This is a genomic window from Acinetobacter sp. YH01021, assembly GCF_013420255.1.
In the GTDB taxonomy this organism is placed as follows: domain Bacteria; phylum Pseudomonadota; class Gammaproteobacteria; order Pseudomonadales; family Moraxellaceae; genus Acinetobacter.
The window spans coordinates 87,552-113,585 of record NZ_VOYO01000001.1 but is presented as its reverse complement, the minus strand read 5'-3'; the positions used below and the strand labels follow the sequence as shown (position 1 = coordinate 113,585).

The following is a 26,034-nucleotide window of genomic DNA, read 5'->3' as shown; positions in this document are numbered from 1 at the left end:
ATCCTTGCTAACTACTTTAAAATCACATAATTAGTCATTTTTTATACAATTTAATCTTAACTGCCCTTGTATTTTTTAAATTACCCATCACTATTAAAAGCATGGCAACACCGTTGTCACTCATTAGGAGTGCTCATGTCTGAAATTATTATGAATCAAGAAACCTTAGAGCCTCAGGTTCCAAGTGTACTACCCCTTTTGGCGCTGCGTGATGTGGTGGTTTATCCACATATGCAAATTGCGCTGTTTGTCGGTCGTGAAAAATCGATCAATGCAGTTGATGTGGCTCGTAACAGTGACAATCTAGTATTTGTAGTTGCGCAAAAAGATTCGCTTACAGAAGAAATTGATCACGACAATTTATATCAATACGGTACTGTCGCGAAGATTGTGCAAGTTGTGAATCACGAAAATGATGAAAACTGTATTAAAGTCCTGATTGAAGGCCTACACCGTGCCAAGCTGAAAACCATCATTGACGAAACTGAGTATCTGACAGCAGAGCATGAACTCAGCCCAATGACGGTGAGCGTCGATGCAGACACCCAAGCTGTGCGCTTGCAGGAATTACGTGCGCTTTTCGCTCAATATGCAGAAGCGAAACTTCGTAATGCGCGTGAACTGATCACCGCAGCCAACAAAATTGAAGATCTATTACAGTTATTGTTCTTCGTCGCAACCCGTGTTCCATTGAATATTGATGTCAAACAGAAATTCCTGGAACATGACGAATTCGAAGCGCATTTGACTGAGTTGATGACTTATCTATTGCAACAGTCTGAAGAACAACAGATTGAGCAAACCCTGCATGACTCTGTTAAACGTCAGATGGAAAAGAACCAGCGCGAATACTTCCTGAATGAAAAAATGAAAGTCATTCAGCGCGAGCTTTCTGATATGAACGGCGGCGCGGAAGATGATGTCGCTGAAATTGAAAAACGTCTTGCTGAAGCAGATTTGCCTGAGCATGTACGCAAGAAAGCTGAAAACGAGTTCCGCAAGCTGAAAGCGATGCAGCCTGCTTCGAGTGAAGCTGCTGTGGTACGCAACTATCTGGAAGTGATTCTAGATACACCGTGGAATAAAGCCAGCAAAGTCAGCATTAACCTGAACAAAGCACAGGAAATTCTGGATGCAGACCATTATGGTCTGGACGATGTCAAAGATCGCATTGTGGAATATCTGGCAGTTCAGTCACGTGTGAAAAAATTACGTGGTCCGATTCTATGCTTGGTTGGTCCTCCAGGTGTTGGTAAAACTTCACTCGGTGAATCGATTGCCAAAGCAACTGGTCGTGAGTTCGTGCGTATGGCGCTGGGCGGCGTACGTGATGAAGCTGAAATTCGCGGTCACCGTCGTACCTATATCGGTGCGATGCCAGGTAAAATTGTGCAGTCATTGACTAAAGTGGGCGTAAAAAACCCGTTGTTCCTGCTCGATGAAATCGACAAGATGGCGCAAGACTACCGTGGTGATCCTGCTTCTGCGATGCTTGAAGTACTAGATCCATCACAAAACAGCAAGTTCAGTGATCATTACTTGGATCTGGATCTGGACCTGTCTGAAGTGATGTTTATCTGTACCGCAAACAGTATGAACATTCCTGAGGCGCTGCTGGACCGTATGGAAGTGATTCGTCTTCCGGGTTATACCGAAGAAGAGAAAGTCAATATTGCGGACCGTTACCTTGTTCCTAAAGCCATCAAGAACAATGGTCTACGTGCTAAAGAGTTGACCGTGCATGAAGAAGCAATTCGTGACATCGTGCGTCGTTATACCCGTGAAGCCGGTGTTCGTAACCTTGAACGTGAAGTGTCAAAAATTGCACGTAAAGTGGTGAAAGAGGCTGTTAGCAAGAAATCTAAAAACCTTCAGGTTGAAGTGACCGCAGCGAATCTTCCAGAATACTTAGGTCCACATAAATTTGACTACGGTATGGCGGAAGAAGAAGCGCAAATTGGCCGTGTAAATGGTCTGGCTTGGACTTCTGTCGGCGGTGAATTACTGACCATTGAAGTTGCAGCAGTACCAGGTAAAGGCAAGTTCATTACCACCGGTTCTCTTGGCGATGTCATGAAAGAATCGATTACTGCTGCAATGACTGTAGTGCGTACCCGTGCGGATGAACTCGGCATCGAAGCCTCGCGCTTTGAAGAAACCGACGTGCATGTGCATTTACCTGAAGGCGCAACACCGAAAGATGGTCCATCGGCAGGTTTGGCTTTGACTACAGCACTGGTATCTGCTTTCACGGGTATCCCGATTCGTCCGGATATCGCGATGACAGGTGAAACCAGTCTGGGCGGTCGTGCGCTGCGTATCGGTGGCTTGAAAGAGAAACTTTTGGCAGCCCATCGTGGTGGCATCAAGCTGGTATTCATTCCACAGGAAAACGTACGTGACCTGGCGGAAATTCCAGAAAATGTCAAAGAAGGTCTAGAAATTAAAGCCGTAAAATCGATTGATGAGATTTTACCGCTGGCACTGACCTCTTTGCCAAAAGCCTTGGTTAAAGCACCAATTGTGAAAACCAAAGAAGAAGCGAAAGCAGCGCGTCATTAAGACTTGATGTTTCGTATAAAAAACCCTGCTTCGGCAGGGTTTTTTATTGAGTTATTGAATAAAACAACTGAATTATGGCTGTAGTGCCATCGTAACCAATCCATCAATCACATGAGTCATCTTGTTCAGATCAAGCTTGTCGAGGGTATCCAATTCGGTATTGTAATAAGGATTACGATAACTCGCAGTATCGGTAATCAGCATGGTCGAATAGTTGAATTTGGCATAATTCAGATAGCCCGAGAAATTCATATCCTGAGCAAAACTTGGGCTGACAAAGCGTTGACATTCCAGACGGTTAAAACGCTGCATGGCATCACAATAATCTCCAGTCAGGCCAGTTGAGGCTAAATGCCCAATGGCTGCAATGAAATTGCCATGTCGTGGATAAATCCATTTTAATCCCACCGGATAGCTCTGCACCTGATGTTCATCAAAATAACCAATCGAATCCAGAATCACCACGCCCTTAATTTTCTGCTTCTGCTTTTTTAAAGACTTGGCATGCATATAACTGCCCATATGTTCTGTCTTGAAAAAAGGCGGCTCTTCAAGCGTATAGAAAGCAAATTCGACATCATGTTTGAGCTTGGATTTTTGTAGGGCCAGTAATCTTGCAGTTTCCAGTAAACTCGCTACCCCTGAGGCATTATTATCAGCACCGTTTCGGGCACTAAAGACATCATAATGTGCCCCCATCACCATCTTGGTTTTGGCTTGAGTATCCAAGCTACAGATGACATTTCGGTAACTCAGGTTATTGACCACATAAACCTGAAACTGGCATGGAATACCAAAGCGCTGCATCTGCCCTTTGATCCAGGCAGATACCCGATTCAGCTCTTTTAAATTTTTATAATTTCGGTATTCATCGACACTCATGATCTGGCTAAAAAATAATTCCAGATGAGAGACCTGAGCATTTTTGCTCGAATTGGCTGCACAGAGACTAGGCCCCATGAGGCCTATCAGTAACAGCAGCACAGTACAACATCCTTTTATCATGACACTGTTCCGCATTTATTATTATTCCATTCCTTTATCAAGCGGATACTTGAACTAAGGACATTAAAGCAACACTAAATCTCTCATTTCAATTTCAATTTGTTTCCCTGCTCAACTTCATGTTGTTTGATCGTTATAATGAGGTATCCAATTATTGATCTGTCTGTATGAAAATCCGTATCCTGACCATTGGTCAAAAAATGCCAGCGTGGGTGCTGACTGGTTTTGAAGATTATTTCAAACGTATTCAGCCTTTTGTACAGACCCAGATTATTGAACTGCCGATGGCCAAGCGCGGGAAAAATGATTCTGAAGCGGATATTCTGAAATACCGCAATATTGAGGGCGACAGCATTTTAAATGCGCTCAAGCAGAATGAAACCCTGATTGCACTAGAAGTGGGCGGACGCGAATTCAGTACCGAGAAACTGGCTGAAACCATGAAAGGCTGGATGCTGGAAGGCAATGATGTAGCACTTGCAATTGGTGGACCGGATGGTCACTCAGAAGCCGTGCGTAAAGCTGCTGCATGGCACTGGTCACTTTCCAAGTTAACTCTGCCGCATCCTCTGGTACGTGTGATGCTGATCGAGCAGCTTTATCGTGCCATGAGCATCAATAACAACCATCCTTATCACCGAGCAGGCTAATGATTTTGCTGAAGCGTTCTTTATATGCAACGTTTTGTTGAATAATCTCTTCTGCTCTTATTTCTATTTTTCATGCATTATTGAGGCATCTTCCAGATGTGGTTTGACTTATGAACTTACAAACGTTGCCCGGCTTATTTATTTCTCATGGCTCTCCTATGCTGGCGCTGAATCCTGAGCAAGTGGGTCCTGCCTTGCATCGTTTGAGCGAAAATCTGCCACGCCCGGAAGCGATTATTGTGATGTCCGCGCACTGGGAAAGTGATGCGTTGGAAGTCAGTAGCGCAATTCGCCCAGAAACTTGGCATGATTTTCGTGGTTTCCCGCCTGAACTTTATCAATTACGCTACCCTGCACCGGGAAATCCTGAATTGGCCGAGAAAGTCTTAGGCTTGCTGGCCAATGCCGGCTTTTCTGCACATGCCAACAGTACTCGTCCGCGTGATCATGGGGTATGGATGCCGCTGCTACATATGTATCCAGATGCCAACATTCCCGTGGTAGAAATTTCCTTACCCATGTCGATGAGTGCGGATGAGATTTATCAGATTGGTCAAAGTCTCGCACCTTTACGTGAACAGCAAATCCTGCTGATTGGTTCGGGCAGTATTACCCATAATTTACGTGAACTGTCTTGGGATGGATCGGCTGCTGATGTACCCGAATGGGCCTCAGGCTTCCGTAATTTTGTGGTGCATAAACTGACGCACAATGATTATGATGCTGTACTGGACTGGTCCAATATTCCGCATATGGCACGGAATCATCCAACGCTGGAACATTTTGCTCCGATTTTCTTTGCGATGGGCACAGGTCAGCGTTTTAGTCTGGTACATAGCAGTTTCACCATGGGTTCACTCGGTATGGATATTTACCGCTTCGATTAATCTTGCTTCAGCGCTAAAATCTTAATGATGGATACATTTTGCAACTCAAAGCTGCGAAATGTATCCATATTTTTTTGCAATACATCCATTACTATTGTTTGAACTTTATATACTTCATTATAAGTCCATGAAATTAAAATTTATTGTGCTGGCATTATTGCCTTTAACTTTTGCAGGCTGTCAGTCCAGTGATATTCAACGAGCTGGAGATCTTGCGGTGGCCACCATCCAACAAAAAAATGCAGATCAGATTCTTCCAGCCTATTACTGGGAACTGAATCGTGGACTAGAACGACCCGTTGTACTGAGTTTCAACGCTCAAGGCCGGCTGAGCGCCGTGACGGGCTGTAATGGACTCGGGACGACCTGGTCAGTCAAAAACAATATCATCACCACCAGCGAAGTTATAGGCACTGAAATGGCCTGTGATGCAGCATTGATGGAGCAGGAACGTTTTGTCAGCCAACTTTTACAGAAGCGTGACATTCCTTTTACGCTCAATACCACAGATCCTGACAAGCCGACCCTGACGTTGATGGCCGCAAATGGTCAAACCTATGAATTTATCGGGAAAATGACTCCGGAAACCAAATACCAAGGACAGGCTGAAACAATTTTTCTGGAAATTTCCCCCGATACCAAACTATGTACCGGCGTAACCCAACAAAGCTGCTTGCAAGTCAAAGAAGTGAAATATGATCAGAATGGCCTGAAAACTCAGGTCGATAAGGACTGGACTTTATTCTATGATCAGATTGAAGGTTTTCGGCATTCACCAAATGAACGGCAGATTATTCGGGTCAAACGTTTTGAAATTAAGCATCCGGCAGCTGATCAATCGAAATATGCCTATATTTTTGATATGGCGGTTGAGCGTGAATTAGTTAAGGGTGCTCTTTAAGGCTAAAAATACCAGATATAAAAAAACCGGGGCAACAGCCCCGGTTTTTTCAGCTTAGACTAAGTCAGACTTAGAATACGCCTTGAGCAAGCATTGCATCAGCAACTTTTACGAAGCCAGCAATGTTCGCACCGTCAACATAGTTCACAGTACCGTCTTCTTTAGTACCGAATTTCACACAGTTACGGTGAATTTCTTTCATGATTGCGTGTAAACGCTCATCAACTTCTTCGAAAGTCCAGCCTAAACGCAATGCGTTTTGAGACATTTCCAGACCAGAAGTTGCCACACCACCTGCATTTGATGCTTTACCTGGCGCATAAAGAATTTTCGCTTCAACGAATTTCTCAACCGCTTCAAGCGTAGAAGGCATGTTCGCACCTTCAGCCACACAGATTACACCGTTTGCAAGAAGCTGAGCAGCGTCGTCTGCATCAAGTTCGTTTTGAGTCGCACATGGCAATGCGATATCACACTTGATACCCCAAGGACGTTGTCCTTCAAGATATTCGAAACCATGTTTAGACGCGAATTCTGAAATACGGCCACGTTTTACATTTTTAAGTTCCATGACTTCAGCAAGAAGCGCCTCAGTGAAACCGTCTTTAACGTGAACTGTACCGGCAGAGTCAGAAAGTGAAACCACTTTCGCACCGAGGTACATTGCTTTTTCAGCAGCATATTGCGCAACGTTACCAGAACCTGAAATCGCAACGACTTTATCTTTGAAGCTTTCGCCACGAGACTTAAGCATTTCCTCAGCAAAATACACAGTACCGTAACCCGTTGCTTCCGGACGTGCCAATGAACCACCGAAAGTTAAACCTTTACCAGTGAATACACATGCCGTATCGTTACTTAATTTTTTCATCATGCCGGCCATGTAGCCCACTTCACGACCGCCTACACCAATATCACCTGCAGGGATATCTGTGTTCGCACCAAGGTGACGATACAGCTCGATCATTAAAGCCTGGCAGAAACGCATGATTTCGCCTTCTGATTTGCCTTTAGGGTCAAAATCAGAACCGCCTTTACCGCCACCCATAGGAAGTGTGGTTAAAGCATTTTTAAATGTTTGCTCAAAGCCTAAGAATTTTAGGATTGAAAGATTCACTGAAGGGTGGAAACGCATACCACCTTTAAATGGACCGATCGCTGAGTTGTACTGTACGCGGAACGCACGGTTTACTTGAGTCTGACCTTGGTCATCTACCCAAGAAACTCGGAACTGGATCGCACGTTCTGGCTCAACTAGACGTTCTAGCAAACCATGTGCTGCGTATTGTGGATTCTTTTGAATGAATGGCCACAAACTGGTCATCACTTCTTCGACAGCTTGAAGAAATTCTGGTTGGTGTGCATCACGTGATTTTACGTAATCTAGGAACTCATTAAGTGTGTTGTATTTCAACGCTTAATCCTCAGCAGAAAATGGATCAAAATTGGTCAAATTTACAATCAATGTTAAATTTTGGCGCAAAATATTAAATATCTTTTGTAACTAATCTACAATACTTTTTTTGAAAATACTTTAAAATTAATTTGATAACAAATATTTATATTGATTATGAAAATTTTTTCTATGTCAGGAAATGCCAATCGAATCAAGGCTTACATTCAGATTTATGCCTAATAATAAGGCACAAGTTGACCCTTAATTGCGCACGACTTAGGAGTTTAAAAATATGTTAAAATTAATGAATCGACATATTTTGTTTCACTTACTCTCTCATGCTTGCCATGAGTAACGCTGGTTATACATGAATTCGCCCATTTCTCTGGTCCAATCGATTGATGCTTTACTCCCTCAAACCCAATGTGGACTCTGCGGCCATCGTGACGGATGTTTACCTTATGCTCAGTCGATTGCTGAGGGGGAAAATGCCAATAAATGTGTGCCGGGCGGACAGCCTGTTGCCGATGCTTTGGCTGAATTATTAAATCGTCCTAAACTTGTGCCTGAAGAAAGTGTCTGGCCAGTTCAAGCCGATGGTCGTCCTCAGCGCATCAAAGCCGTAATTCGTGAAGATGAATGTATCGGCTGTACCAAATGCATTAGCGCCTGCCCGGTCGATGCGATTATTGGTTCCGGTAAACTGATGCATACAGTGCTCACTGACCTGTGTACCGGCTGTGAGCTTTGTATCCCGCCTTGTCCGGTAGACTGCATCGATCTGGTTGAAGATCAACAACCCTTGCCGACTGAAGCTCAGCGTCTTGCGGAACAGGATGATCTGCGTCAGCGTTACTATGCGCACATCCAGCGTGAAGAAAAACGGCGTACCGATCGTAAGGGACCTGTAGTCCGTGCAGAAATCGATACTGCCCTGTTTGCCCGTTTCTCTGCTTTAAATGAGCAACTTCCCGTGATTGAAGTCGCGAGCAAGCCAGAGAATGCACCTGTAGCCCTCGATTCCAAGACCACGATTGAACTGGCAAAACTACGTACCCAAATTAAAAAACTGGAAAAACAACTTTCGGTTCGTGAAGATGCCCGAAAACGTACCCAACTGGAAGAACTGACACAGCAATTACAGGCTTTACAGGGATAGAACATGACAACAGCAAAGGCCAAGCCTGTTAAAAACATGACCAAAAAGCAGATTCAGACCTTTTTTGAACGTCTGCGTGAACAGCGACCCAATCCAAAAACCGAGCTGAATTATGCGAATCCCTTTGAATTGCTGGTCGCGGTCACGCTCTCTGCTCAAGCTACCGATGTCAGTGTCAATAAAGCCACAGACAAACTCTTTCCCGTCGCCAATACACCGGAAGCCATTTATGCCCTAGGTGTGGATGGCTTGAAGGAATATATCAAGACCATTGGTTTATATAACTCGAAAGCGGTCAACGTGATTAAAGCCTGTGAGATGCTGATTCAGAAGCACAACAGCATCGTACCGGACAATCGTGCAGACTTAGAAGCCCTGCCGGGTGTAGGTCGTAAAACGGCGAATGTGGTACTGAATACGGCCTTTGGTCAGCCGACCATGGCGGTTGATACCCATATTTTCCGGGTAGGTAACCGTACCGGACTAGCGGTTGGCAAAAATGTGTTGGAAGTTGAACACCGTCTGGTCAAAGTCATTCCCAAGGAATTTATCATTGATTCACATCACTGGCTGATTTTACACGGTCGTTATACGTGTATTGCGCGCAAACCGAAATGTCATGAATGTGTAGTATCCGATGTGTGTAACTGGCCGGATCGGTTTGAATTTGGTACAGCCCGCCCGATTGCAGTGAAAAATATTGAGCTTGCGGAATAGAACGGCGCGATCAAGCTGGAATAAAAAATAGGTGACCAATGTGTCACCTTTTTATCGACTATGAGAAGAGTGCTTTTCGTTCAAACCAAATTCTTAGCTGAGCTGAACTATTATGGATTATTTATCCTGATCTTGTTCAGCCTTTTCCTGCTGCTTGCGCTGTTCAAGTTCGGCTTGTAATCTTGGATGGAGCTGGCGCTCAGGTCGCTTTGCTGCATTTTCAGCACGTTCTTCCTGACGTACTTTGTTGAGCATTTTAAAACTGAAATAGAACAGACCTACCAATACTGCCAGAAAGACTACCATCAACACCAATACGCCAAATTTCATAGCAACAAGTACCCTGTTCAAATACGCAATAAAAAAGAGCCCTAATATGACTTAGGGCTCTCCGATTGTCAAAATCATCGTCAGCCGATTATTTTGCCTGATCCAGAATCGCGAAAAGATCAGTTTGAACTTCATCGATTGGACGTAAACCATTTAGCTTGTCATAAGTTGGTGCATTTTCACCAGACGCTGCACGGCCTTGGTAGAAACCAACCAGTTGCTCAGTTTCAGTATGGTAAGAACCTAGACGCTTACGAATGGTTGCTTCCTGGTCATCAGGACGTTGAACCAGATCTTCACCCGTTTCGTCATCTTTACCTTCCACTTTTGGCGGGTTGTAAACGATGTGATAGACACGGCCAGATGCAGGATGCTGACGACGGCCAGAAAGACGTTGTACGATTTCTTCATCTGGTACATCAATTTCAATCACGTGATCAATTGCAATGCCTTCTTTTTCCAAGGCTTCTGCTTGAGGAATGGTACGCGGGAAACCATCAAAAATGCAGCCGTTTACACAGTCAGGTTGCGCAATGCGCTCTTTCACCAGACCAATGATCAACTCATCAGAAACCAAACCGCCATTGTCCATGACACTTTTAGCTTGTAGACCTAATTCAGTTCCTTCACGAATTGCAGCACGGAGCATATCACCGGTTGAAATTTGTGGGATATTGTAGCGCTTACAGATCAACTGAGCTTGTGTACCTTTACCTGCTCCAGGTGGTCCGAGTAAGATAATGCGCATATATAAACATCCTCATTTAAACAATATGTATGACGCCACGACCACAATCACCCGATTGTGTCCCCCGACATCTCATTATAAGAAAGCCACAAACAAATGGATTAAACCCGCGACAAAACCGGTTACCCCACCCAATAAAATCAGAATCCATTCATCTTCCTGAAATGCAGGACGTAAAAGATTCTGAAACTCCTTCGGAGTCAACTCACGTATGCGGTCTCTAAACATTTGATAGATTTTCTGTGCACGGCTCGCATTAAATGCTGGGTCGCATACAGGTACCATCGTAATTTCAATCGAGCGATCGATCAAGTCCGTCTTGAGTTTTGCATACTCTTTTGGTCCTAAAGACAGCTGTAAAGAGGTCCGAACCAGGGGTGTTTCCATAATTTCATTAATATGACGTTTGATAATGCGGCGGGTTTTGTCTTTTCTGCCGCCATACATCATCTCGGTCATGATCGATTTTAACGTAATCAGGTCTTCTGTGACTACACTTGCGAAGACGTCAGAGACTTCATCCTGACGTTTCATAAATGCGCCTTGTATGTTATAGGTGCCAATACGCGGAATGACCGGTTTAATCCACGGAAATTTGCGGTTTGTGGTACGGGCAAAGAATTGCGGGTACTTTACCGGGTGTGGATAGAGCGGGTTGAATACCATCCAGATCGCGATCCAGTTGGTCAAAAAGCCCCAGATGGCCGCCCAGAACGGTACGGTCCAGTGCCACGGCACCACAAACCAGACAATCATTTGGAAGATACCAAAGAACATCCCGATGAGGGCACTGATATGCCAGATAAAGTTGATCTCTTTTTGACCCACTTTCAGGAACATCCGCACCATTAACCGGCGGTCACCTTCCATCTGGCTGACCACCATTTCACGCATATCCACAAGTGACTCGACGTTCATGGTCAGCTCAGTCACTAATTCACGCAAAATTGCCGGCATTTGTTTTTGTGCTTGTGCATAAATTCTGCGCTTAATAGCAAAAGGTAGGTTTTCCCAGAGCACCGCATTGCGATCCATCATCACTTCATCGATCAGGTGTTCCAGTTCGAAACCGACCTGCTCGCCAATGATGCGTGCCATATCATCCGGATCCATCGCCTGTAAAAATTCGCGGATAGAGCCTAATTTTGACAGTGTGTTATCGGTAATAATGCCTGAAATACGTCCAGCTTTGCGTGGCACAATCCCTTGCCAGCCCACAGGTAAAGGCCCGAGATGGAAACCCCAAAAATTGATCGGATAAAAGACCATTTTCAGCGCCATCCAGACGTGAGCCCAGGTTACAAATGCAGTCACTGGAATAATGCTGAGCACGGCCCAAAAATCCGGGCGGTTTACAAAGGTTTGCCACAACTCGTTGACGTACTCAAGCATGCATAACTTCCATATTTAATTTTTTGTTCACAGAATACACATATTAATAAGATCGAATATTTTGTCTATAAACCGATACTTAAAGTATAGGAAAATTGTAGCCGGGGTTCAGTTTCAGCCACAGCATGACCATTTCGGTCTTCGAGTTTCTCTCCGGCACCGATCCCGATACTAAAACTGCTGATCCGTTCTGAACTAAGCAAAACATAGGCCAAATCAACGCCAGCACCTAAACGGCCTTCATACTCGCCATCAACCTGTTTGCTGTCGATATGACCGGCATAAACCCCGACATAATAACCATTTTTGTCTTTGCCGGTGAGATGTGCAGGATAACGAAAGCCTGCCTGACCGCCAATCGTACGATCATCATCCAGAAAAACACCACCTTTCACATAAGCAATCCCATAAGGGTTCACCCATTCGGTATTTAAATGCAGTAATTTCTGGGTAAAACCAACACCCACATTAAAGGCTTTTGCCTGAGCAGGCTCTATTTTGGTTGCAGTATTATTAATCTGATCATGTGCATAAGCCCCGTTCGCCCACAATGCAAACGCTAACAAAGGGTAAACCTTGTTCATTCCTTCACCATCTTCCTTAATTATAGTTTTTGGTATAGTCCTATTTTTATTAGATTTTACTCTAGCAGAATTATCACAACTCTTATATACAGCACTTTACAATTTTAATGTCTGCAAAGTCAAAGCTTAAAGGAACTGATTGTAAGGGCAGTTTTTCATTATCAAATCAAGTGCAGTTGCGTTAGAATACTCCACTTTGATTCTTTTCTACCACTCTCAGGTCTTAAGTCGATCGCGTATGAAGCAGCACTTTCCTTTAAAAAACGCACAACAAGAAAAGCGCATCTATCGCAGTCGAGTCTTGATTTCCATGGGGATTGTCATTTTCTTTATGCTGCTGCTGGTCAGCCGCTATGCCTATTTGCAACTGTTCAACTTTGAAAGCTTTACTACAGCTTCTGATGAAAACCGGATTCGTCTGCAACCCTTGCCTCCAGCGCGCGGTTATATTTATGACCGTAACGGCGTTCTGCTGGCCGATAATTACCCAGTATTTACTGCCACTTTAAGTCGTGCTGATGTACAGGATATCGATCAAACGCTCGAACGCCTGAAACCGATTCTGGAACTGACCGAAGAAGATCTTGAACGCTTTCAAACCCGGATTAAAACAGCACGTAAGACCGAACGGGTTTCGATCAAGCTCAACCTGAATGAAAATGATATTGCCCGTTTTAGTGAAGTTAAATATCAGTTTCCGGGCGTGAATATTGAAACCCAGATGACCCGCTACTATCCGCATGGTGACCTGTTCGCACATGTGATTGGTTATGTCGGTCGGATTAATGACAAAGAACTGAAATCAATTGATAAGGATCTCTATGCTGGAACCAACCTGATCGGAAAAATCGGTGTGGAAAAATCCTATGAAGAACTTTTACATGGTGTGCCGGGAAATGAATCGGTAGAAGCAGATGCCTTTGGTAATGTGCTGCGTCATTTGGGCCGTAAAGATCCGGTACGTGGTAATGATCTGTTCCTGTCACTGGATTACGGCTTGCAGGTAGTCGCTTCGGAGCAACTGGCCGGGCGTCGTGGCGCGATTGTGGCGATGAATCCCAAAACCGGGGAAATTCTGGCGCTGGTCTCCAGTCCAAGTTTTAACCCTAACCTGTTTGTGACCGGGATCAGCACCAAAGATTATTCGTTCCTGCGTGATAACCTTGATCAACCTTTATATAACCGTGCCGTGCAAGGGGTTTATCCGCCTGGCTCTACTATTAAACCAATGTTTGCACTCGGTGGTCTGCATCATGGTTTGGTGGACTGGGATACCACTATTTCTGATCCGGGTTATTTCAGCCTGCCGGGAGACAGTCACCGTTTCCGTGACCATAAAAAATCCGGGCATGGCGCAGTGAATATGCATAAGGCCCAAGTCGTCTCTTGTGATACTTATTTCTATGTCATGTCCTACCGCATGGGTATTGAAAAAATGAATACCTGGATGCGTCAGTTTGGCTTTGGGGAAAAAACCGGCGTGGACTTACCAAGTGAAAGCTCAGGACTGTATCCAAACCCGGAATGGAAAATGCGTACCCGCAAGGCCAAATGGTCACGTGGTGAAACCATTTCTGTCAGTATTGGTCAGGGTGCTTTTACTTCAACGCCATTGCAGCTGGCTATGGCCACAGCCATTACCGCCAACCATGGCAATAAAGTCATTCCCCATGTTCTGCGCGAAAGTCGCGGTGCCAAACCGTTCAAGGTGCATAATGGCACGCATGGCAAGATCGATTTTAATGGTCAGGAAGAAGACTGGATCAAGATGCGTGATGCAATGGTGGACGTAATTCAATCCGGTACAGGCCGAGGCATTAAAAGCGGCTTACAATATTCTATTGCCGGAAAAACCGGTACGGCACAGGTGAAAAGTATTGCTCAGGGCAAGCGCTATAATGAATCCTTATTGACCGATCGTCAGCTGGATCATGGTCTGTTTGTCGGTTTTGCGCCTGCTGAAAATCCTGAAATTGCGATTGCAGTTATTCTGGAAAATGGTCGCGGTGGTAGTGCCGCAACGGCTCTGGCCCGTCCAATTTTTGATTACTGGTTACTGCATAAAGATAAAAATCCGGTACGCCCACAAGGCCACCAATTAAGTGGTGGTCTGATGACAGCCGGAATCAAGCCAGCTGAATTACCAAGTGGTGCAGGCATGTTAAGTCAAGATGCAGCATCTAGTGCCGTTCCAGCCAGTGACCAGCCCGACACTGCTGCTCCGACTGCGGCAAATACGGCTGCATCTCCCGCAGCAACACCTGCTCCGACACCGGTAGAGCGAGATTAAAGATGAAAAACCAGCTTCGAATTATTGGTGGTGACTGGAAACGCCGCCAACTGCCTTTTGCCAGCATTGAGGGTTTGCGCCCGACGCCTGACCGTGTTCGGGAAACACTGTTTAATTGGCTGATGTGGGATGTACAAAATGCCCAGGTGTTGGATATTTGTGCCGGTTCTGGGGCATTGGCGTTTGAGGCATTATCGCGTGGTGCTGCATCAGTGGTGATGATTGAACCGGATCGTACTCAGGCACAATTTCTGACCCAAAATCTGGAACTTTTAAAAGTCACCAAAGCACGTGCACAATTAAAAGTGGCTACGGCGCAGCAAGCTTTGTCTACCCTTCAGGCACAGTTTGATCTGGTTTTTCTAGATCCGCCATATAGCCTGGATTTATGGGAAGAACTAGCGCTAAAGGCAGATCCTCTGATCAAGGACAATGCCTATATTTATGTAGAAGCAGATCGTGATTTACAATTACTTAAATTACCGTCCTCATGGCGTTTAATTAAAAATACCAAAGCCGGTAAAGTTCGTGCGGGGCTTTATCAAAAAAGTATTTCTTGATTTAAATTGTTTTGAAGAGCCATTAAAAAAGGATTCCTCAGTGGAATCCTTTTTGTCATTGTAGTCAGTCAAATTTAAAGACTGTGATTAACGATCACGGCGCCAGTCGCGGTTATCTCGGTCACGTTTCCAATCCCGATGATCTTTATGGTCCTTATTTTTCCAGTCATGATTTCTGTGGTCTCGATCATAATGTCCATTACGATCTCTGTTGCCACGATAATCATCATCCCAAGGATCAACAACACAACCGGTTAATGACACAGCCAATACAGAAAGTAATATCACTTTTTTCATCATGTCCATCACCTCTTACTGCACTCTGTCAGTATCAGGCGAGTTCATGGAGAGTGAACGGAGCCATTGTTGCACTCTTGTAGAGATTTATGCATGTTTTATGCATGGCCGTAAACCTCTTTTTTCTTAATTAGCATTCATGCTTTTATGAGAATTTGAACTTTCATTTGCATAAATCCAGCTAAATGGAAGCTTGGCTTTTGTTTGAATCTTGAGAATACTGCTGCCTTTGCTTATGACCTGATCTTTATGACTTGGCTGTTATTTATTCTTGGTGCAATGGTCGCAGGTTTTGTCCAGGGGCTGACCGGCTTTGCCTTTGCCCTGATCGCCATGTCTTTCTGGGTCTGGGTGCTGCCTCCGCAACTGGCCGCGCCCTTGCTGGTATTTGCCTCGATCTGGAGTCATGTGGTTTCACTCAGTCAGGAAAAAAAGCAGCTAGTTTTATCCAGGCAGTTGGTGCTGCCTTATCTGATTGCTGGTCTGATTGGCGTGCCGCTGGGTACTTATCTATTGCAGATCATTCAAGCAGATACCTTTAAGATGATCTTGGGATTTTTTCTGGTACTGTGGTGTCCGGTGATGCTATTCAATCCGCAATTCAAAACAATTCAGCATTCAGGAAAATTGACTGATAGCTGCATCGGTTTTATTGGCGGAATTTTAGGAGGACTGGGCGGTTTTTGCGGTGCCATTCCTTCGGCCTGGGTGATGTTAAAACAATTATCCAAAGCCCAGCAGCGCTATATTTTGCGGCATTTTAATTTTGCAATTCAGCTCTTCACGCTGGGTACGTATCTATGGCAAGGCCTGATCAATCAAAGCCATTTACCGTATCTGGCATTGCTGATTGTTTTTGTGAGTATTCCGGCGATTTTAGGCGCAAAGCTATTTTATAAAATTTCAGAATTACTGTTTAAACGCATGATCTTAAGTTTACTCTTGAGCGCAGGCTGTTTTCTATTAGCGCCCCAATTCATTTAAACACAAGATCAAGCCGAATCTGTCTTCCCCCCGCCAAAGCTTGAATCCGGTGAAATAACTGCTATGTTAAGGCCAATCTTTCACAATATAGATCATCATTATGCAGATTCGTGATCAGATTGTTCTTGTTACGGGCGGTGCGCGTGGTTTGGGTTTGGCCATTACTCAAGCTTTACTGGCTGAGGGTGCGCGCGTGGTCGTCAATTATCATAGCAGTCAGCAGCAAGCTGAACAGCTGGCCCAGCAACATCCAGACCAAGTCTTTATTTATCAGGCAGATGTGACCCAAGTTGATCAGGTCCGCGCGTTATTTGCCGCGGCTAAAACCCATTTCGGGGAAGCGATTCATGCTGTAATCAATAACGCACTGATTCAATTTGAATTTAATGGTGATGCACGCCCTAAAGTAGAAACGCTGACTTGGGATATGTTGCAACGGCAATTTAGCGGTGCAGTACAGGCTGCCTTAAATACTACACAAGCCGCACTGGATGATATGAAACAGGCAGGGTTTGGCCGGATCGTGAATATTGGTACAAACCTGGTGCAAAATCCGGTGGTTCCTTATCATGACTATACCACCGCCAAAGCTGCATTATTGGCCTTTACCCGCACCACGGCGCAGGACTTGGGACAATATGGCATCAATGTGAATATGCTCTCTGGTGGCCTGTTACAAACCACGGATGCCAGTAAGGCCACACCTGACATTGTCTTTGACCTGATTGCTCAATCGACGCCTTTACGCCGCGTAATTACACCAGAAGAATTTGCTGCTGCAATCCTGATGTTTTTGTCACCTTATTCACGTGCCGTCACAGGACAAAACCTGATTGTAGATGGCGGGCTGGTCAAAGGTTAAATGTTTAGAGAATGGACTTGAATTTTCAAATTCTGTTGTTCTATTTTTTAACCATTTGGTAGATTAAAAAGTTTTTGTGACCGGGTTTTACTTCTACAATAGTGCGCTCCCATAAAGCCTTTAGTCTACTTTCCATGAAATTTATCACGACATTGCTCAGTACCTTGCTACTGGCAGGTTGTATGTCCAGCGATTTGAAAAAATCAGAACAATTACTGCAAAATTTCCATTGTGCCAAGGTAGATACCGCCCAAATGCCACATAGCAGTATGACCGACTATTATCAGCAGATGTTGTATGGCAGCAAATCCAAAGTCGAGTCTTATATCAAACAGTATCATCAAGGTGAAGAGCTGTTTGACCTGCCACTGCATGAAGTGGTGGAGCAACAATATGATCTTTATAAAGATGCCTGCCAAAATCTGGGTGGAATTTTACCCGCTTCTGAAAATGCATCTTAAGTCTGTCAATCTTCATGATGATTAGGCAATAAAAAAGCAGGAGAATTTTCCTGCTTTTTTTCAACTCAATTTTAATTCTGATAATAGCGCTGATCTACGCTGAAGCATTCAGGGAATTTTGGCTGAATCTCTGCATAAAATGCCATGATTTCTGCCATATCTTTTTCATAATCCCCTGTCGGATAAACAATTTTACCTACGCCAGTTTTCTTCTTGGCATAGTCCATATAGGCCAATGCAATCGGCACACCTGCATTGATCGCGACATAATAAAAACCTGTCTTCCACTGTTCCTGTTTAGCACGAGTCGCTTCTGGCGTGACCAGCATCACCAGTTTAGGATGGGTCTTGAATAATTCCGTCATCACCTGAACCATACTCGGACGAGGCTCACCCGGCTGTTTAGGACGGCGATCAATCCCGATACCGCCCATAGCACGCACAAAAGGCCCAAATGGCAATTTCATGTAACTGTCTTTAATGGTTAAGCGAACATTCACGCCTAATACTTTTAAGGCCAGTCGCGCATACAGTGCATCCCAATTACTGGTATGAGGAGCAGCAATCATGACACATTGGTCTAAATCTAGGGGCCAATGGTTATCAATTTCCCAACCCATCAGCCTCAGGCTTTGTTCTGCTAACTTCTCAAACACGTCACGCACCAATTCTATTCAAAATTGCGCGAATTTTAGCAACCTCGGCAAATATAGATAGTGCTCTATGATCAATAAATAAACAGTTAATCTATATTTGTATAATTAGAATTTTTAAATGAATAGTTGATTATTTTTGCCACCTTTCAACTTATCTCATACATCAATTTACGGATAGTTAAGATTGCTTCCCAATATAAATAGAAATTTCTTTCTAATTTAAAGGATTCATGCATTAAAAAGCTCTTAACCTCCTCATTTTGGGATATGGCAAATATAAGGGTCTTTTTATACTGAATCCACATTATAAATTTCAGGAAGATTCTAATGAAAAAGACTTTACTTTGTATTGCTTTAGCAGGGTTACTTAGTGCCTGTGGTGGTTCGGATGATAACTCAAGTACACCTCCAACAAGTAATATTGGAACCCAGACCGGGGTACTAACGGATGCTGTGATTGCTGGGGTACGCTATGTCACAAGTAGTGGTGCTACAGGTTTTACCAATGACGATGGTGAATTTAACTTCAATGAAGGAGAAACGGTTAAATTCTATATTGGTGATGTTCAACTCGGGGATGAAATTGAAGCAAAAGAACGTGTTACCCCTTTGGATTTAGCTGAGACTGAAAATGCTCGCCTTAACTTACTGGTATTTTTACAATCCTTAGATGGAGATGATAACGATGACAAACTTCAAATTAGTACGGCCACTACAGATGCCTTAAAAAATCAGAGTATCAATTTTGACCAACCTTATAATGACTTTAAAAATGAAGCTATTGTCAAAACAGTAATTCCTGAAGAAAAGTTAGTGAATGAAGAGGATGCTAAAGCACACTTCCAAGCGACCTTCTACAAAGATATTGCCGGCACTTGGGAGATTAACCGTACCGATAACACTGCTGTGTTGATTCACATTTTGGAAGATGGACGCTATGCACTAGGTGAAGCAGAAGCCAAAGATGAGAGTGGTCAAGCAGGCATTGAAATGGGCCGCTTAAAATGGAATGCAACAACAACCGTGATTGAACCGGAAATCCTGCATGATACCAATGGTGAATGGGGACTTTCACATCCTGCCGAGAATAAACCTTATTCTTTAAACTTTAATGGAACTCAATTAATTCTTACTGAACCAGGCGTTAATACTGAATACCGTTTAAATCGAGTTAAGCAGTCCAATAGTCTCGTCGGCACGTGGCGACTTAATGAAACGCACCTATTTGCTTTCTTTGATAATAACTATTATTTCTTCCTAGACACTGAAGGCGGAGATGATTGTGGTTGGCCAGGGATTGAATATGGCAAATATACATTGTCAGCAAATACTCTCACCACAACCGAGGTATTATTCGATACCAACGAGTGTGGTGGATTACAAGATAGTTCAAATGGCAGCAAGACAATTGCAAGCATCAATATATCTAACAACAATCTTATCTTACATCCGCAAGGTGAAGATCCTGTAACTTTACAACGTGTTAAATAACCCATATAAACCGGCTTGAATATGAAATTCAGGCCGGTTTAATCAATATGTTCAAATTGAATGGTACAGCCCATCAATAAATGCATCAGTTCGATTTGCGAACAACATTGGGTTTTTTCATAAATATTTTTAAAATACGTCCGTACCGAACTCAGCGTAATACCACACTGTTCTGCAATATCTTCTATTTTATAACCATTAATTAACAACTCACATAAATCAAACTCTCTTTTGGAAAGCTGGTAACACTGTTGTAGGTAAGTTCTTGACAAGGAATAATGCTGGTTTTTATCCGTCATAAATAATGCAATTTGATGCTGAGCAGACTGTAAATGTTGAATATTTCTTAATTTTTTAAATGGCACCACCGTCAGCATGAATTGCGAGCCTGCCCCATCACTCAACGCCAAGACGCCACCCACTTCAGTCTGAATGGTCGTATCTTCCAGCAAAGCACTTTCCAGAAGCTGATCAAAACGTATCTGCTGACTATAATTGGTTTTTAGACGGTTATGTATATCCAGATCCAGACATGAACTTTGATCAAGCATCTTTTGCGCAACAGGATTGGAATAACTTAAACACAGGTTTTGATCGAGTAGCACAATTCCGGTTTTTAAACTGTCCAATACGGTATACAAGCTTAAATTATCTTGTTGAATCAAGTTGATTTGCCGGTGAATTTGCAAAGCCCGGCGTAAATGAATACTGATACGTCTTAGAAAATCCAGCTCAGGCTGTTCAAAAGGCTGTACTTCAGGTGCACGATGAATACCCAGTACTGCCCAACGATAATTTCCCCGATCCAGCAATACGCCCGCCAGATAAGATACACCACCAGGCTTTAAACACTTCTCATAGAAAACATAATGATCCGTACCCGGCTGTTCTGCATAGTGCTGACAGTTATGACTCAATGCATCGCCCATCTCGATCGCATTCCATAATGGCATATGCAGTTTCATATCAATCACTCTGATACGCTCATCTTGATAAGCGGCCAAACTTTCATTCGGGATATTGTGCGTATAGACAAAATCATAGCCTGGATTAAGCTGATCCAGACCGGTAAAAATTGCACTCTTACTTTTAGTATAGCTCACGATATCTTTGATCACGTCCAGCCACAAAGATGGCAATACAGCAGCGTCATAAATTTTTGCAATCAGATTATTTTCTTGTTCTAATTTCATTATTCCCTCCGCATTATCATTATTTTCTAATCATAGCGTTCAGAATTGGTTAACGAAACAGCATAAAGTGACTTTAAACTTGGCTAAAAATTCTTAAATCCTGCTCACTTATCAATAACTCTGGCCTGATTCACCTAATGAATCAAACTTTAACAAGATTGCCCTATTTATCTGTACTGACTACTTTTAATGTAATTCATAACAAATAATTTAATAGGGTTAAAACAATGAAAAAATTAACGCTTACTGCTGCGATAGCAGTCGTTCTTGCAGGAGCTTTAACCGCCTGTTCAAAGCCCAATGATAATGAGCCGATGAGTAATAATGCTCAATCCAGCCCAGCCATGATGGAGCAAAATAACGCGGATACTAGTGTGAACCGTGCTGATAGCGCAGAAACTTCGCTAGATTGGGCAGGTGAATACGAAGGTGTTTTTCCTTGTGCTGACTGTGAAGGAATTAAGGTCGAGTTAGATCTCAATCCGGATAAAACCTATGAGCTAAATGAGGAATATTTAGGTAAAGCTGGAAATAATGAGACGGAAACTAAAGGTAGTTTCAGTTTTGACCCTCAAGATCCTTCAATCATCACATTAGATAACAAAGCTGAAAACCGTAAATTCTTTGTTGGTGAAAATTTTATTGAAGCACGCGAGATGAAATCAGGTAAAAAAATTGACAGTAATTTAAATTATAAATTAGTTAAAAAGTCCGCATCATAATTTTGTAAACACATAAAAAAATCCCCGCTATTGCGGGGATTTTTTATGAAATGCTCGGATGATGAATTACATCATGCCGCCCATACCACCCATGCCGCCCATATCAGGCATTGCAGGTTTGTCTTCTGGGATTTCAGTGATCATGCATTCAGTGGTCAGCATCAAGCCAGCAACAGAAGCTGCATGCTCAAGTGCAGAACGTGTTACTTTAGCAGGATCAAGAATACCCATTTCCAGCATATCGCCATATTCGCCAGTTGCAGCGTTATAACCGAAGTTACCTTCGCCATTCTTCACAGCGTTGATCACTACAGAAGGCTCATCACCTGCGTTAGATACGATTTGACGAAGTGGTGCTTCAATCGCGCGGCGAAGAATGTTGATACCTACGTTTTGGTCATCATTCGCGCCTGTTACGCCTTCAAGTGCAGATGCAGCACGTACTAGTGCAACACCACCACCCGCAACGACACCTTCTTCAACTGCAGCGCGAGTCGCATGAAGCGCGTCATCTACACGGTCTTTTTTCTCTTTCATTGCAACTTCAGTTGCAGCACCGATTTTGATGACAGCAACACCGCCAGCAAGTTTCGCTACACGCTCTTGAAGTTTTTCTTTGTCGTATTCTGACGTAGATTCTTCGATCTGTGCACGGATTTGCTGTACACGGTCAGCGATTTGGCCAGCGTTACCAGCACCATCTACAATTACAGTATTTTCTTTAGATACAGTTACTTTATGTGCTGTACCCAAGTGATCAAGCGTCGTTTGATCCAACTGCATGCCGATTTCTTCAGAAATTACGGTACCGCCAGTCAAGATCGCAATGTCTTGAAGCATAGCTTTACGACGGTCACCAAAACCAGGTGCTTTCACCGCACATACTTTGATAATACCGCGCATGTTGTTGACAACAAGCGTCGCAAGCGCTTCGCCTTCAACATCTTCAGAAATAATTAAAAGCGGTTTGCCAGTTTTAGCAACAGCTTCAAGTACTGTAATCAACTCACGAATATTGCTGATTTTTTTATCAACAAGAAGAATGAATGGATTTTCAAGTTCTGCTGTCAAAGTATCTTGTTTGTTCGCGAAGTACGGAGAAATATAACCGCGGTCAAACTGCATACCTTCAACTACGTCAAGCGAATCTTCGAAGCCTGAACCTTCTTCAACCGTGATCACGCCTTCTTTGCCCACTTTTTCCATTGCTTGCGCAATCAGCTGACCTACAGTCGTATCAGAGTTAGCAGAGATCGAACCTACTTGTTCAATCGCTTTAGAGTCTGATGCTGGTTTTGCAGTTGCCTTGATGTTTTCAACTACAGAACGTACCGCAATATCGATACCGCGTTTCAAGTCCATTGGGTTCATACCCGCTGTTACTGACTTGATGCCTTCATTCAAAATTGCTTGTGCCAATACAGTTGCAGTCGTTGTACCATCACCTGCGATGTCATTGGTTTTTGAAGAAACTTCACGAACCAGTTGAGCACCCATGTTCTCGAACTTGTCTTTCAGCGTAATTTCTTTGGCAACAGTGACACCATCTTTAGTGATGTGCGGTGCACCAAAAGAACGGTCGATAACAACGTTACGGCCCTTAGGACCCAAAGTAACCTTTACTGCATCTGCAAGGGTGTTTACACCAGCAATCATTTTTGAACGAGCTGAATCACCAAATTTTACGTCTTTAGCTGACATATTTGACTCCGAATATTGTTGTATCTTTACAAAATCTGATTTGGAATGAATAAAACTTTTTTAGCGCAGATTAAGCTTCTAATACCGCTAAAATGTCAGATTCTTTCATGATTAAAAGCTCTTCGCCGTTTACTTTTACAGTAGTGCCTGCATAAGTACCGAACAATACTTTGTCGCCAACTTTTACGTCTAACGCGCGTACGCCATTGTCAGTGATTTGACCATTACCAACTGCAATGATTTCACCTTGAGCAGGTTTTTCAGCAGCCGAACCTGGAAGTAAAATGCCCCCAGCTGTTTTAGTTTCTTCTTCAACACGACGAATAACAACGCGGTCATGTAATGGACGAATGTTGCTCATAAATAACTCCATCAGACTAAGTCTTTTTTAGGTCACTGATGACGACTTAATTATTCCATGGGTCATCATCAAAAATTTTTGATGTCACTTTTATGGAGATGGAATAAAACGCTTCAAGGGCAAAAATGAAAAAAAATTGGTTTTTTTTAACGAATCATAGGTTTTCGTCTATTTATTCGGCAGATCAGCCTTCAACATAAAGGCTTGTGCCACTTCATCGAATAAATATTGAGAAATTTTTCCTGTGGCATCAATCAGATTAAAGCTGTTCGGTTCATCTTTATGTAGACGATTTGACGCAGAAGTCCCTGCATGTACATCATATACAGGATGATCCATCCCCAATCCGAACATCTGATTCAAATCATAAATCGCCGGTTGATGCAGATGCCCATGCAACACCGCAAACAGACCATGCTCTGCCCAGGCCTCTAAAGCAATTTTGGCCATCAATGGGCTGTCCTTGAAACCGCGCTTATTTTGAAAAGGCACATAAAAAGGCTGATGGCTGACAATGATTTTTAATTTGGACGCAGGTGCCTGCGCCAGCGTCAGGTCAATACGCTGAATCTGCTCAAGGGATAAATGCCCTTTGGTATGATATCGACGTCGGATCGAATTCACCCCAATCAGATAAAAATTTTCAGTTTCAAATATTGGCTCCAATTCACCAAAAAAAATCTGGTAACGGGTAAATGGATTGAAAAGCCGATTCCACAAATGATAGAGCGGAATATCATGATTCCCCGGGATCACCATATAAGGCGTATTGAGCTGATCTAAAAATTTTTTGCAGGCAAAGAATTGACCCAAACGTGCGCGCTGAGTCAGGTCACCACTGATGACGACGGCTTCAAGTGGATGGGTCTGACAGAAATGCCGAATCGCTTCTAAACACTCCGGCTTCTCTGTTCCAAAATGCAGATCAGACAGATGCAGGATCATGTGGCACCATTACGTTTAGGCTATCTTTTAATACAGAAATATTGAGTGGCGGGGCCATTTCCACAATTTCCCCATCAATCGCTACCATCAGTTTCTTGGCTCGGGATTCGATTCGAACTTGATCGGCTGCAAAACTATAAACATCCGATGCCTGGTCAATCTTGCCACGAATCAGCTGATACACTAGCTTAAATAAAGTAAGCTTATCACTTTTAGAAACTACAACTCCCGCCACTTTGCCTTTTTCAGCCGCTTCTGCAATGCGCATTTTCATATCCGCCAGTTGCAAGGGATTATTGCCAAAAAAAATCAGTGGTGTTTTTACCGGATATTTCTTTTGATCCACCCAGATTTTTAGTTTTAATTCTTTACGGTCGCGAATTAAAACATCCAGTGCAGAAGTATAGGCATGTAGCGGTAAGCGACCAAAAATACGATTATAGTCTTCACGTTTTTTAATAAATAAAGGATATAGACCTAAACTGGCATTATTCAGATAAATTTCCTGATTGATACGAGCAACATTCATACGTTGTGGCTGTCCTGTCGCAATCACTTTTGCCGCTTCAAGCAAATCCAGCGGAATCCCCAATAATCTCGCCACATAGTTAAAAGTCCCTAAAGGCAAAATACCGACAGGAATTTGCGTATTCAACACATGTTTGGCGACTGTATTTAAAGTGCCATCTCCGCCTGCCGCAACGATGATTCCTGACTCGCTAGATGCCAAATGCTGTTCAAGCACCTCAGTCATAATTTTATCAAATTGCTGTGAATCATTGATTTCATAAGCTTTAGTTTGATAACCCTGCGCTGAAAATATATCGATCAGCTGTTCATAAATGCCTTCTGGCCCCTGTATGCGAAAACCAGCTTTATGATTAAAAATCAGCGATAAGGGTTTAGATTGATTAGACATTTTTCGCACAATTTCATTGAAGCCTATTGGCATTTTGTCCAATTCATAGACAATTAACAGTGGCTTTATGTAAAATTCAAATGGCAACCATTTATTTAATCAATAATGAATATTAGAGATCTTATAAAACTAAGATAATGATTTTAATATCAATTTTTAAAATAAATACCACTCATCACTTATATAAATAACCTTAATAATTCAAATATTTAGTTTTATCTTGTTGTTTTACTTATATTTATAAATAAAATAGCATTATAT

The 26,034-nt window shown here is 43.1% G+C and carries 26 protein-coding genes; 13 read left to right on the top strand and 13 right to left on the bottom strand.

What is annotated here, in order from left to right; translation table 11 throughout:
* Positions 1 to 135: 135 nt before the first annotated feature.
* On the top strand, positions 136 to 2,562 hold the full coding sequence (lon, locus tag FTT86_RS00510) for an endopeptidase La (protein ID WP_071850611.1): 2,427 nt from the start codon (positions 136 to 138) through the stop codon (positions 2,560 to 2,562).
* 72 nt (positions 2,563 to 2,634) lie between these two features.
* On the opposite strand, the gene FTT86_RS00505 is transcribed toward lon, so the two are convergent.
* Positions 2,635 to 3,567: a M28 family peptidase gene (locus tag FTT86_RS00505; protein ID WP_180180375.1), complete on the bottom strand. Its 933-nt coding sequence runs from the start codon at positions 3,565 to 3,567 to the stop codon at positions 2,635 to 2,637.
* A 167-nt stretch (positions 3,568 to 3,734) separates the two neighbouring features.
* On the opposite strand from FTT86_RS00505, the gene rlmH reads away from it, so the two are divergent.
* From rlmH to FTT86_RS00490, 3 genes are all read left to right on the top strand, one after another.
* A complete protein-coding gene (rlmH, locus tag FTT86_RS00500) occupies positions 3,735 to 4,217 on the top strand; it encodes a 23S rRNA (pseudouridine(1915)-N(3))-methyltransferase RlmH (protein WP_004646335.1) in 483 nt (160 codons plus the stop codon).
* 110 nt (positions 4,218 to 4,327) lie between these two features.
* Positions 4,328 to 5,104, top strand: coding sequence for a class III extradiol ring-cleavage dioxygenase (locus FTT86_RS00495; protein ID WP_004646334.1), 777 nt, complete (start codon positions 4,328 to 4,330; stop codon positions 5,102 to 5,104).
* A gap of 127 nt (positions 5,105 to 5,231) precedes the next feature.
* Positions 5,232 to 6,005, top strand: coding sequence for an META and DUF4377 domain-containing protein (locus FTT86_RS00490; protein WP_218954910.1), 774 nt, complete (start codon positions 5,232 to 5,234; stop codon positions 6,003 to 6,005).
* Between the two features lie 70 nt (positions 6,006 to 6,075).
* On the opposite strand, the gene gdhA is transcribed toward FTT86_RS00490, so the two are convergent.
* A complete protein-coding gene (gdhA, locus tag FTT86_RS00485) occupies positions 6,076 to 7,419 on the bottom strand; it encodes an NADP-specific glutamate dehydrogenase (RefSeq protein ID WP_004279492.1) in 1,344 nt (447 codons plus the stop codon).
* 349 nt (positions 7,420 to 7,768) lie between these two features.
* On the opposite strand from gdhA, the gene FTT86_RS00480 reads away from it, so the two are divergent.
* Positions 7,769 to 8,560, top strand: a complete 792-nt coding sequence (locus FTT86_RS00480) for an RnfABCDGE type electron transport complex subunit B (protein WP_114541598.1) — start codon at positions 7,769 to 7,771, stop codon at positions 8,558 to 8,560.
* 3 nt (positions 8,561 to 8,563) lie between these two features.
* Positions 8,564 to 9,277, top strand: coding sequence for an endonuclease III (gene nth / locus FTT86_RS00475; protein ID WP_180180373.1), 714 nt, complete (start codon positions 8,564 to 8,566; stop codon positions 9,275 to 9,277).
* Positions 9,278 to 9,394: 117 nt separating this feature from the next.
* Here the strand turns inward: nth and FTT86_RS00470 are convergent, their stop codons facing one another.
* The 4 genes from FTT86_RS00470 to FTT86_RS00455 all read right to left on the bottom strand — a co-directional run bounded on the left by FTT86_RS00470 (position 9,395) and on the right by FTT86_RS00455 (position 12,331).
* The gene (locus FTT86_RS00470; RefSeq protein ID WP_180180372.1) at positions 9,395 to 9,607 is read right to left on the bottom strand and encodes a hypothetical protein; all 213 of its coding nucleotides are present in this window, start codon (positions 9,605 to 9,607) and stop codon (positions 9,395 to 9,397) included.
* Between the two features lie 88 nt (positions 9,608 to 9,695).
* On the bottom strand, positions 9,696 to 10,355 hold the full coding sequence (adk, locus tag FTT86_RS00465; protein WP_004279488.1) for an adenylate kinase: 660 nt from the start codon (positions 10,353 to 10,355) through the stop codon (positions 9,696 to 9,698).
* Between the two features lie 75 nt (positions 10,356 to 10,430).
* A complete protein-coding gene (locus FTT86_RS00460) occupies positions 10,431 to 11,747 on the bottom strand; it encodes a membrane protein (protein ID WP_004279487.1) in 1,317 nt (438 codons plus the stop codon).
* 65 nt (positions 11,748 to 11,812) lie between these two features.
* Entirely contained in the window at positions 11,813 to 12,331 is a 519-nt protein-coding gene (locus tag FTT86_RS00455; protein ID WP_180180371.1) for a hypothetical protein, read from the bottom strand.
* A gap of 238 nt (positions 12,332 to 12,569) precedes the next feature.
* On the opposite strand from FTT86_RS00455, the gene mrdA reads away from it, so the two are divergent.
* Together mrdA and rsmD are read left to right on the top strand one after the other, a co-directional pair.
* Entirely contained in the window at positions 12,570 to 14,621 is a 2,052-nt protein-coding gene (gene mrdA / locus FTT86_RS00450) for a penicillin-binding protein 2 (protein ID WP_180180370.1), read from the top strand.
* Positions 14,622 to 14,623: 2 nt separating this feature from the next.
* The gene (gene rsmD / locus FTT86_RS00445) at positions 14,624 to 15,181 is read left to right on the top strand and encodes a 16S rRNA (guanine(966)-N(2))-methyltransferase RsmD (protein WP_180180369.1); all 558 of its coding nucleotides are present in this window, start codon (positions 14,624 to 14,626) and stop codon (positions 15,179 to 15,181) included.
* A gap of 87 nt (positions 15,182 to 15,268) precedes the next feature.
* Here the strand turns inward: rsmD and FTT86_RS00440 are convergent, their stop codons facing one another.
* Positions 15,269 to 15,481 (bottom strand): hypothetical protein, encoded by a 213-nt coding sequence (locus FTT86_RS00440; RefSeq protein WP_004646324.1) that lies wholly within the window; start codon positions 15,479 to 15,481, stop codon positions 15,269 to 15,271.
* A 246-nt stretch (positions 15,482 to 15,727) separates the two neighbouring features.
* Here FTT86_RS00440 and FTT86_RS00435 point away from each other — a divergent pair, with 246 nt between their 5' ends.
* The 3 genes from FTT86_RS00435 (at position 15,728) to FTT86_RS00425 (ending at position 17,785) form a co-directional block, all read left to right on the top strand.
* Positions 15,728 to 16,462: a sulfite exporter TauE/SafE family protein gene (locus FTT86_RS00435; protein WP_180180420.1), complete on the top strand. Its 735-nt coding sequence runs from the start codon at positions 15,728 to 15,730 to the stop codon at positions 16,460 to 16,462.
* A gap of 100 nt (positions 16,463 to 16,562) precedes the next feature.
* Positions 16,563 to 17,324, top strand: a complete 762-nt coding sequence (locus tag FTT86_RS00430) for a 3-oxoacyl-ACP reductase (RefSeq protein ID WP_180180368.1) — start codon at positions 16,563 to 16,565, stop codon at positions 17,322 to 17,324.
* A 134-nt stretch (positions 17,325 to 17,458) separates the two neighbouring features.
* Positions 17,459 to 17,785 (top strand): hypothetical protein, encoded by a 327-nt coding sequence (locus FTT86_RS00425; RefSeq protein WP_180180367.1) that lies wholly within the window; start codon positions 17,459 to 17,461, stop codon positions 17,783 to 17,785.
* Positions 17,786 to 17,856: 71 nt separating this feature from the next.
* Here the strand turns inward: FTT86_RS00425 and FTT86_RS00420 are convergent, their stop codons facing one another.
* Entirely contained in the window at positions 17,857 to 18,405 is a 549-nt protein-coding gene (locus FTT86_RS00420; RefSeq protein WP_180180419.1) for a 1-acyl-sn-glycerol-3-phosphate acyltransferase, read from the bottom strand.
* Between the two features lie 363 nt (positions 18,406 to 18,768).
* On the opposite strand from FTT86_RS00420, the gene FTT86_RS00415 reads away from it, so the two are divergent.
* The gene (locus tag FTT86_RS00415) at positions 18,769 to 19,932 is read left to right on the top strand and encodes a hypothetical protein (RefSeq protein WP_121979884.1); all 1,164 of its coding nucleotides are present in this window, start codon (positions 18,769 to 18,771) and stop codon (positions 19,930 to 19,932) included.
* 38 nt (positions 19,933 to 19,970) lie between these two features.
* Here FTT86_RS00415 and FTT86_RS00410 read toward each other — a convergent pair whose 3' ends face one another.
* Entirely contained in the window at positions 19,971 to 21,125 is a 1,155-nt protein-coding gene (locus tag FTT86_RS00410) for a LuxR C-terminal-related transcriptional regulator (RefSeq protein WP_071850598.1), read from the bottom strand.
* A 227-nt stretch (positions 21,126 to 21,352) separates the two neighbouring features.
* On the opposite strand from FTT86_RS00410, the gene FTT86_RS00405 reads away from it, so the two are divergent.
* On the top strand, positions 21,353 to 21,847 hold the full coding sequence (locus tag FTT86_RS00405) for a copper resistance protein NlpE (protein WP_071850597.1): 495 nt from the start codon (positions 21,353 to 21,355) through the stop codon (positions 21,845 to 21,847).
* Between the two features lie 66 nt (positions 21,848 to 21,913).
* Here the strand turns inward: FTT86_RS00405 and groL are convergent, their stop codons facing one another.
* From groL to FTT86_RS00385, 4 genes are all read right to left on the bottom strand, one after another.
* Positions 21,914 to 23,548, bottom strand: a complete 1,635-nt coding sequence (gene groL / locus FTT86_RS00400) for a chaperonin GroEL (protein ID WP_004279474.1) — start codon at positions 23,546 to 23,548, stop codon at positions 21,914 to 21,916.
* Positions 23,549 to 23,618: 70 nt separating this feature from the next.
* A complete protein-coding gene (gene groES / locus FTT86_RS00395) occupies positions 23,619 to 23,909 on the bottom strand; it encodes a co-chaperone GroES (protein ID WP_004646315.1) in 291 nt (96 codons plus the stop codon).
* Positions 23,910 to 24,077: 168 nt separating this feature from the next.
* Complete coding sequence (locus FTT86_RS00390) at positions 24,078 to 24,854, bottom strand: metallophosphoesterase (RefSeq protein ID WP_004646314.1); 777 nt, start codon at positions 24,852 to 24,854, stop codon at positions 24,078 to 24,080.
* Positions 24,835 to 25,773: a diacylglycerol kinase family protein gene (locus FTT86_RS00385; protein ID WP_034606170.1), complete on the bottom strand. Its 939-nt coding sequence runs from the start codon at positions 25,771 to 25,773 to the stop codon at positions 24,835 to 24,837. Before FTT86_RS00385 ends, FTT86_RS00390 begins: the two co-directional genes overlap by 20 nt.
* Positions 25,774 to 26,034: the final 261 nt, after the last annotated feature.

What these genes read in the sequence shown, in the direction of transcription:
- FTT86_RS00430 (WP_180180368.1), top strand. Translation starts at nt 16,563, where the DNA reads ATGCAGATTCGTGATCAGATTGTTCTTGTTACGGGCGGTGCGCGTGGT.
- FTT86_RS00505 (WP_180180375.1), bottom strand. Translation starts at nt 3,567, where the DNA reads ATGATAAAAGGATGTTGTACTGTGCTGCTGTTACTGATAGGCCTCATG.
- FTT86_RS00420 (WP_180180419.1), bottom strand. Translation starts at nt 18,405, where the DNA reads ATGGGTTGGGAAATTGATAACCATTGGCCCCTAGATTTAGACCAATGT.
- FTT86_RS00390 (WP_004646314.1), bottom strand. Translation starts at nt 24,854, where the DNA reads ATGATCCTGCATCTGTCTGATCTGCATTTTGGAACAGAGAAGCCGGAG.
- FTT86_RS00455 (WP_180180371.1), bottom strand. Translation starts at nt 12,331, where the DNA reads ATGAACAAGGTTTACCCTTTGTTAGCGTTTGCATTGTGGGCGAACGGG.
- FTT86_RS00460 (WP_004279487.1), bottom strand. Translation starts at nt 11,747, where the DNA reads ATGCTTGAGTACGTCAACGAGTTGTGGCAAACCTTTGTAAACCGCCCG.
- FTT86_RS00480 (WP_114541598.1), top strand. Translation starts at nt 7,769, where the DNA reads ATGAATTCGCCCATTTCTCTGGTCCAATCGATTGATGCTTTACTCCCT.
- nth (WP_180180373.1), top strand. Translation starts at nt 8,564, where the DNA reads ATGACAACAGCAAAGGCCAAGCCTGTTAAAAACATGACCAAAAAGCAG.
- FTT86_RS00495 (WP_004646334.1), top strand. Translation starts at nt 4,328, where the DNA reads ATGAACTTACAAACGTTGCCCGGCTTATTTATTTCTCATGGCTCTCCT.
- FTT86_RS00435 (WP_180180420.1), top strand. Translation starts at nt 15,728, where the DNA reads ATGACTTGGCTGTTATTTATTCTTGGTGCAATGGTCGCAGGTTTTGTC.
- FTT86_RS00405 (WP_071850597.1), top strand. Translation starts at nt 21,353, where the DNA reads ATGAAAAAATTAACGCTTACTGCTGCGATAGCAGTCGTTCTTGCAGGA.
- FTT86_RS00490 (WP_218954910.1), top strand. Translation starts at nt 5,232, where the DNA reads ATGAAATTAAAATTTATTGTGCTGGCATTATTGCCTTTAACTTTTGCA.
- groL (WP_004279474.1), bottom strand. Translation starts at nt 23,548, where the DNA reads ATGTCAGCTAAAGACGTAAAATTTGGTGATTCAGCTCGTTCAAAAATG.
- rsmD (WP_180180369.1), top strand. Translation starts at nt 14,624, where the DNA reads ATGAAAAACCAGCTTCGAATTATTGGTGGTGACTGGAAACGCCGCCAA.
- mrdA (WP_180180370.1), top strand. Translation starts at nt 12,570, where the DNA reads ATGAAGCAGCACTTTCCTTTAAAAAACGCACAACAAGAAAAGCGCATC.
- FTT86_RS00410 (WP_071850598.1), bottom strand. Translation starts at nt 21,125, where the DNA reads ATGAAATTAGAACAAGAAAATAATCTGATTGCAAAAATTTATGACGCT.
- FTT86_RS00415 (WP_121979884.1), top strand. Translation starts at nt 18,769, where the DNA reads ATGAAAAAGACTTTACTTTGTATTGCTTTAGCAGGGTTACTTAGTGCC.
- FTT86_RS00425 (WP_180180367.1), top strand. Translation starts at nt 17,459, where the DNA reads ATGAAATTTATCACGACATTGCTCAGTACCTTGCTACTGGCAGGTTGT.
- groES (WP_004646315.1), bottom strand. Translation starts at nt 23,909, where the DNA reads ATGAGCAACATTCGTCCATTACATGACCGCGTTGTTATTCGTCGTGTT.
- FTT86_RS00440 (WP_004646324.1), bottom strand. Translation starts at nt 15,481, where the DNA reads ATGATGAAAAAAGTGATATTACTTTCTGTATTGGCTGTGTCATTAACC.
- FTT86_RS00470 (WP_180180372.1), bottom strand. Translation starts at nt 9,607, where the DNA reads ATGAAATTTGGCGTATTGGTGTTGATGGTAGTCTTTCTGGCAGTATTG.
- adk (WP_004279488.1), bottom strand. Translation starts at nt 10,355, where the DNA reads ATGCGCATTATCTTACTCGGACCACCTGGAGCAGGTAAAGGTACACAA.
- rlmH (WP_004646335.1), top strand. Translation starts at nt 3,735, where the DNA reads ATGAAAATCCGTATCCTGACCATTGGTCAAAAAATGCCAGCGTGGGTG.
- lon (WP_071850611.1), top strand. Translation starts at nt 136, where the DNA reads ATGTCTGAAATTATTATGAATCAAGAAACCTTAGAGCCTCAGGTTCCA.
- FTT86_RS00385 (WP_034606170.1), bottom strand. Translation starts at nt 25,773, where the DNA reads ATGTCTAATCAATCTAAACCCTTATCGCTGATTTTTAATCATAAAGCT.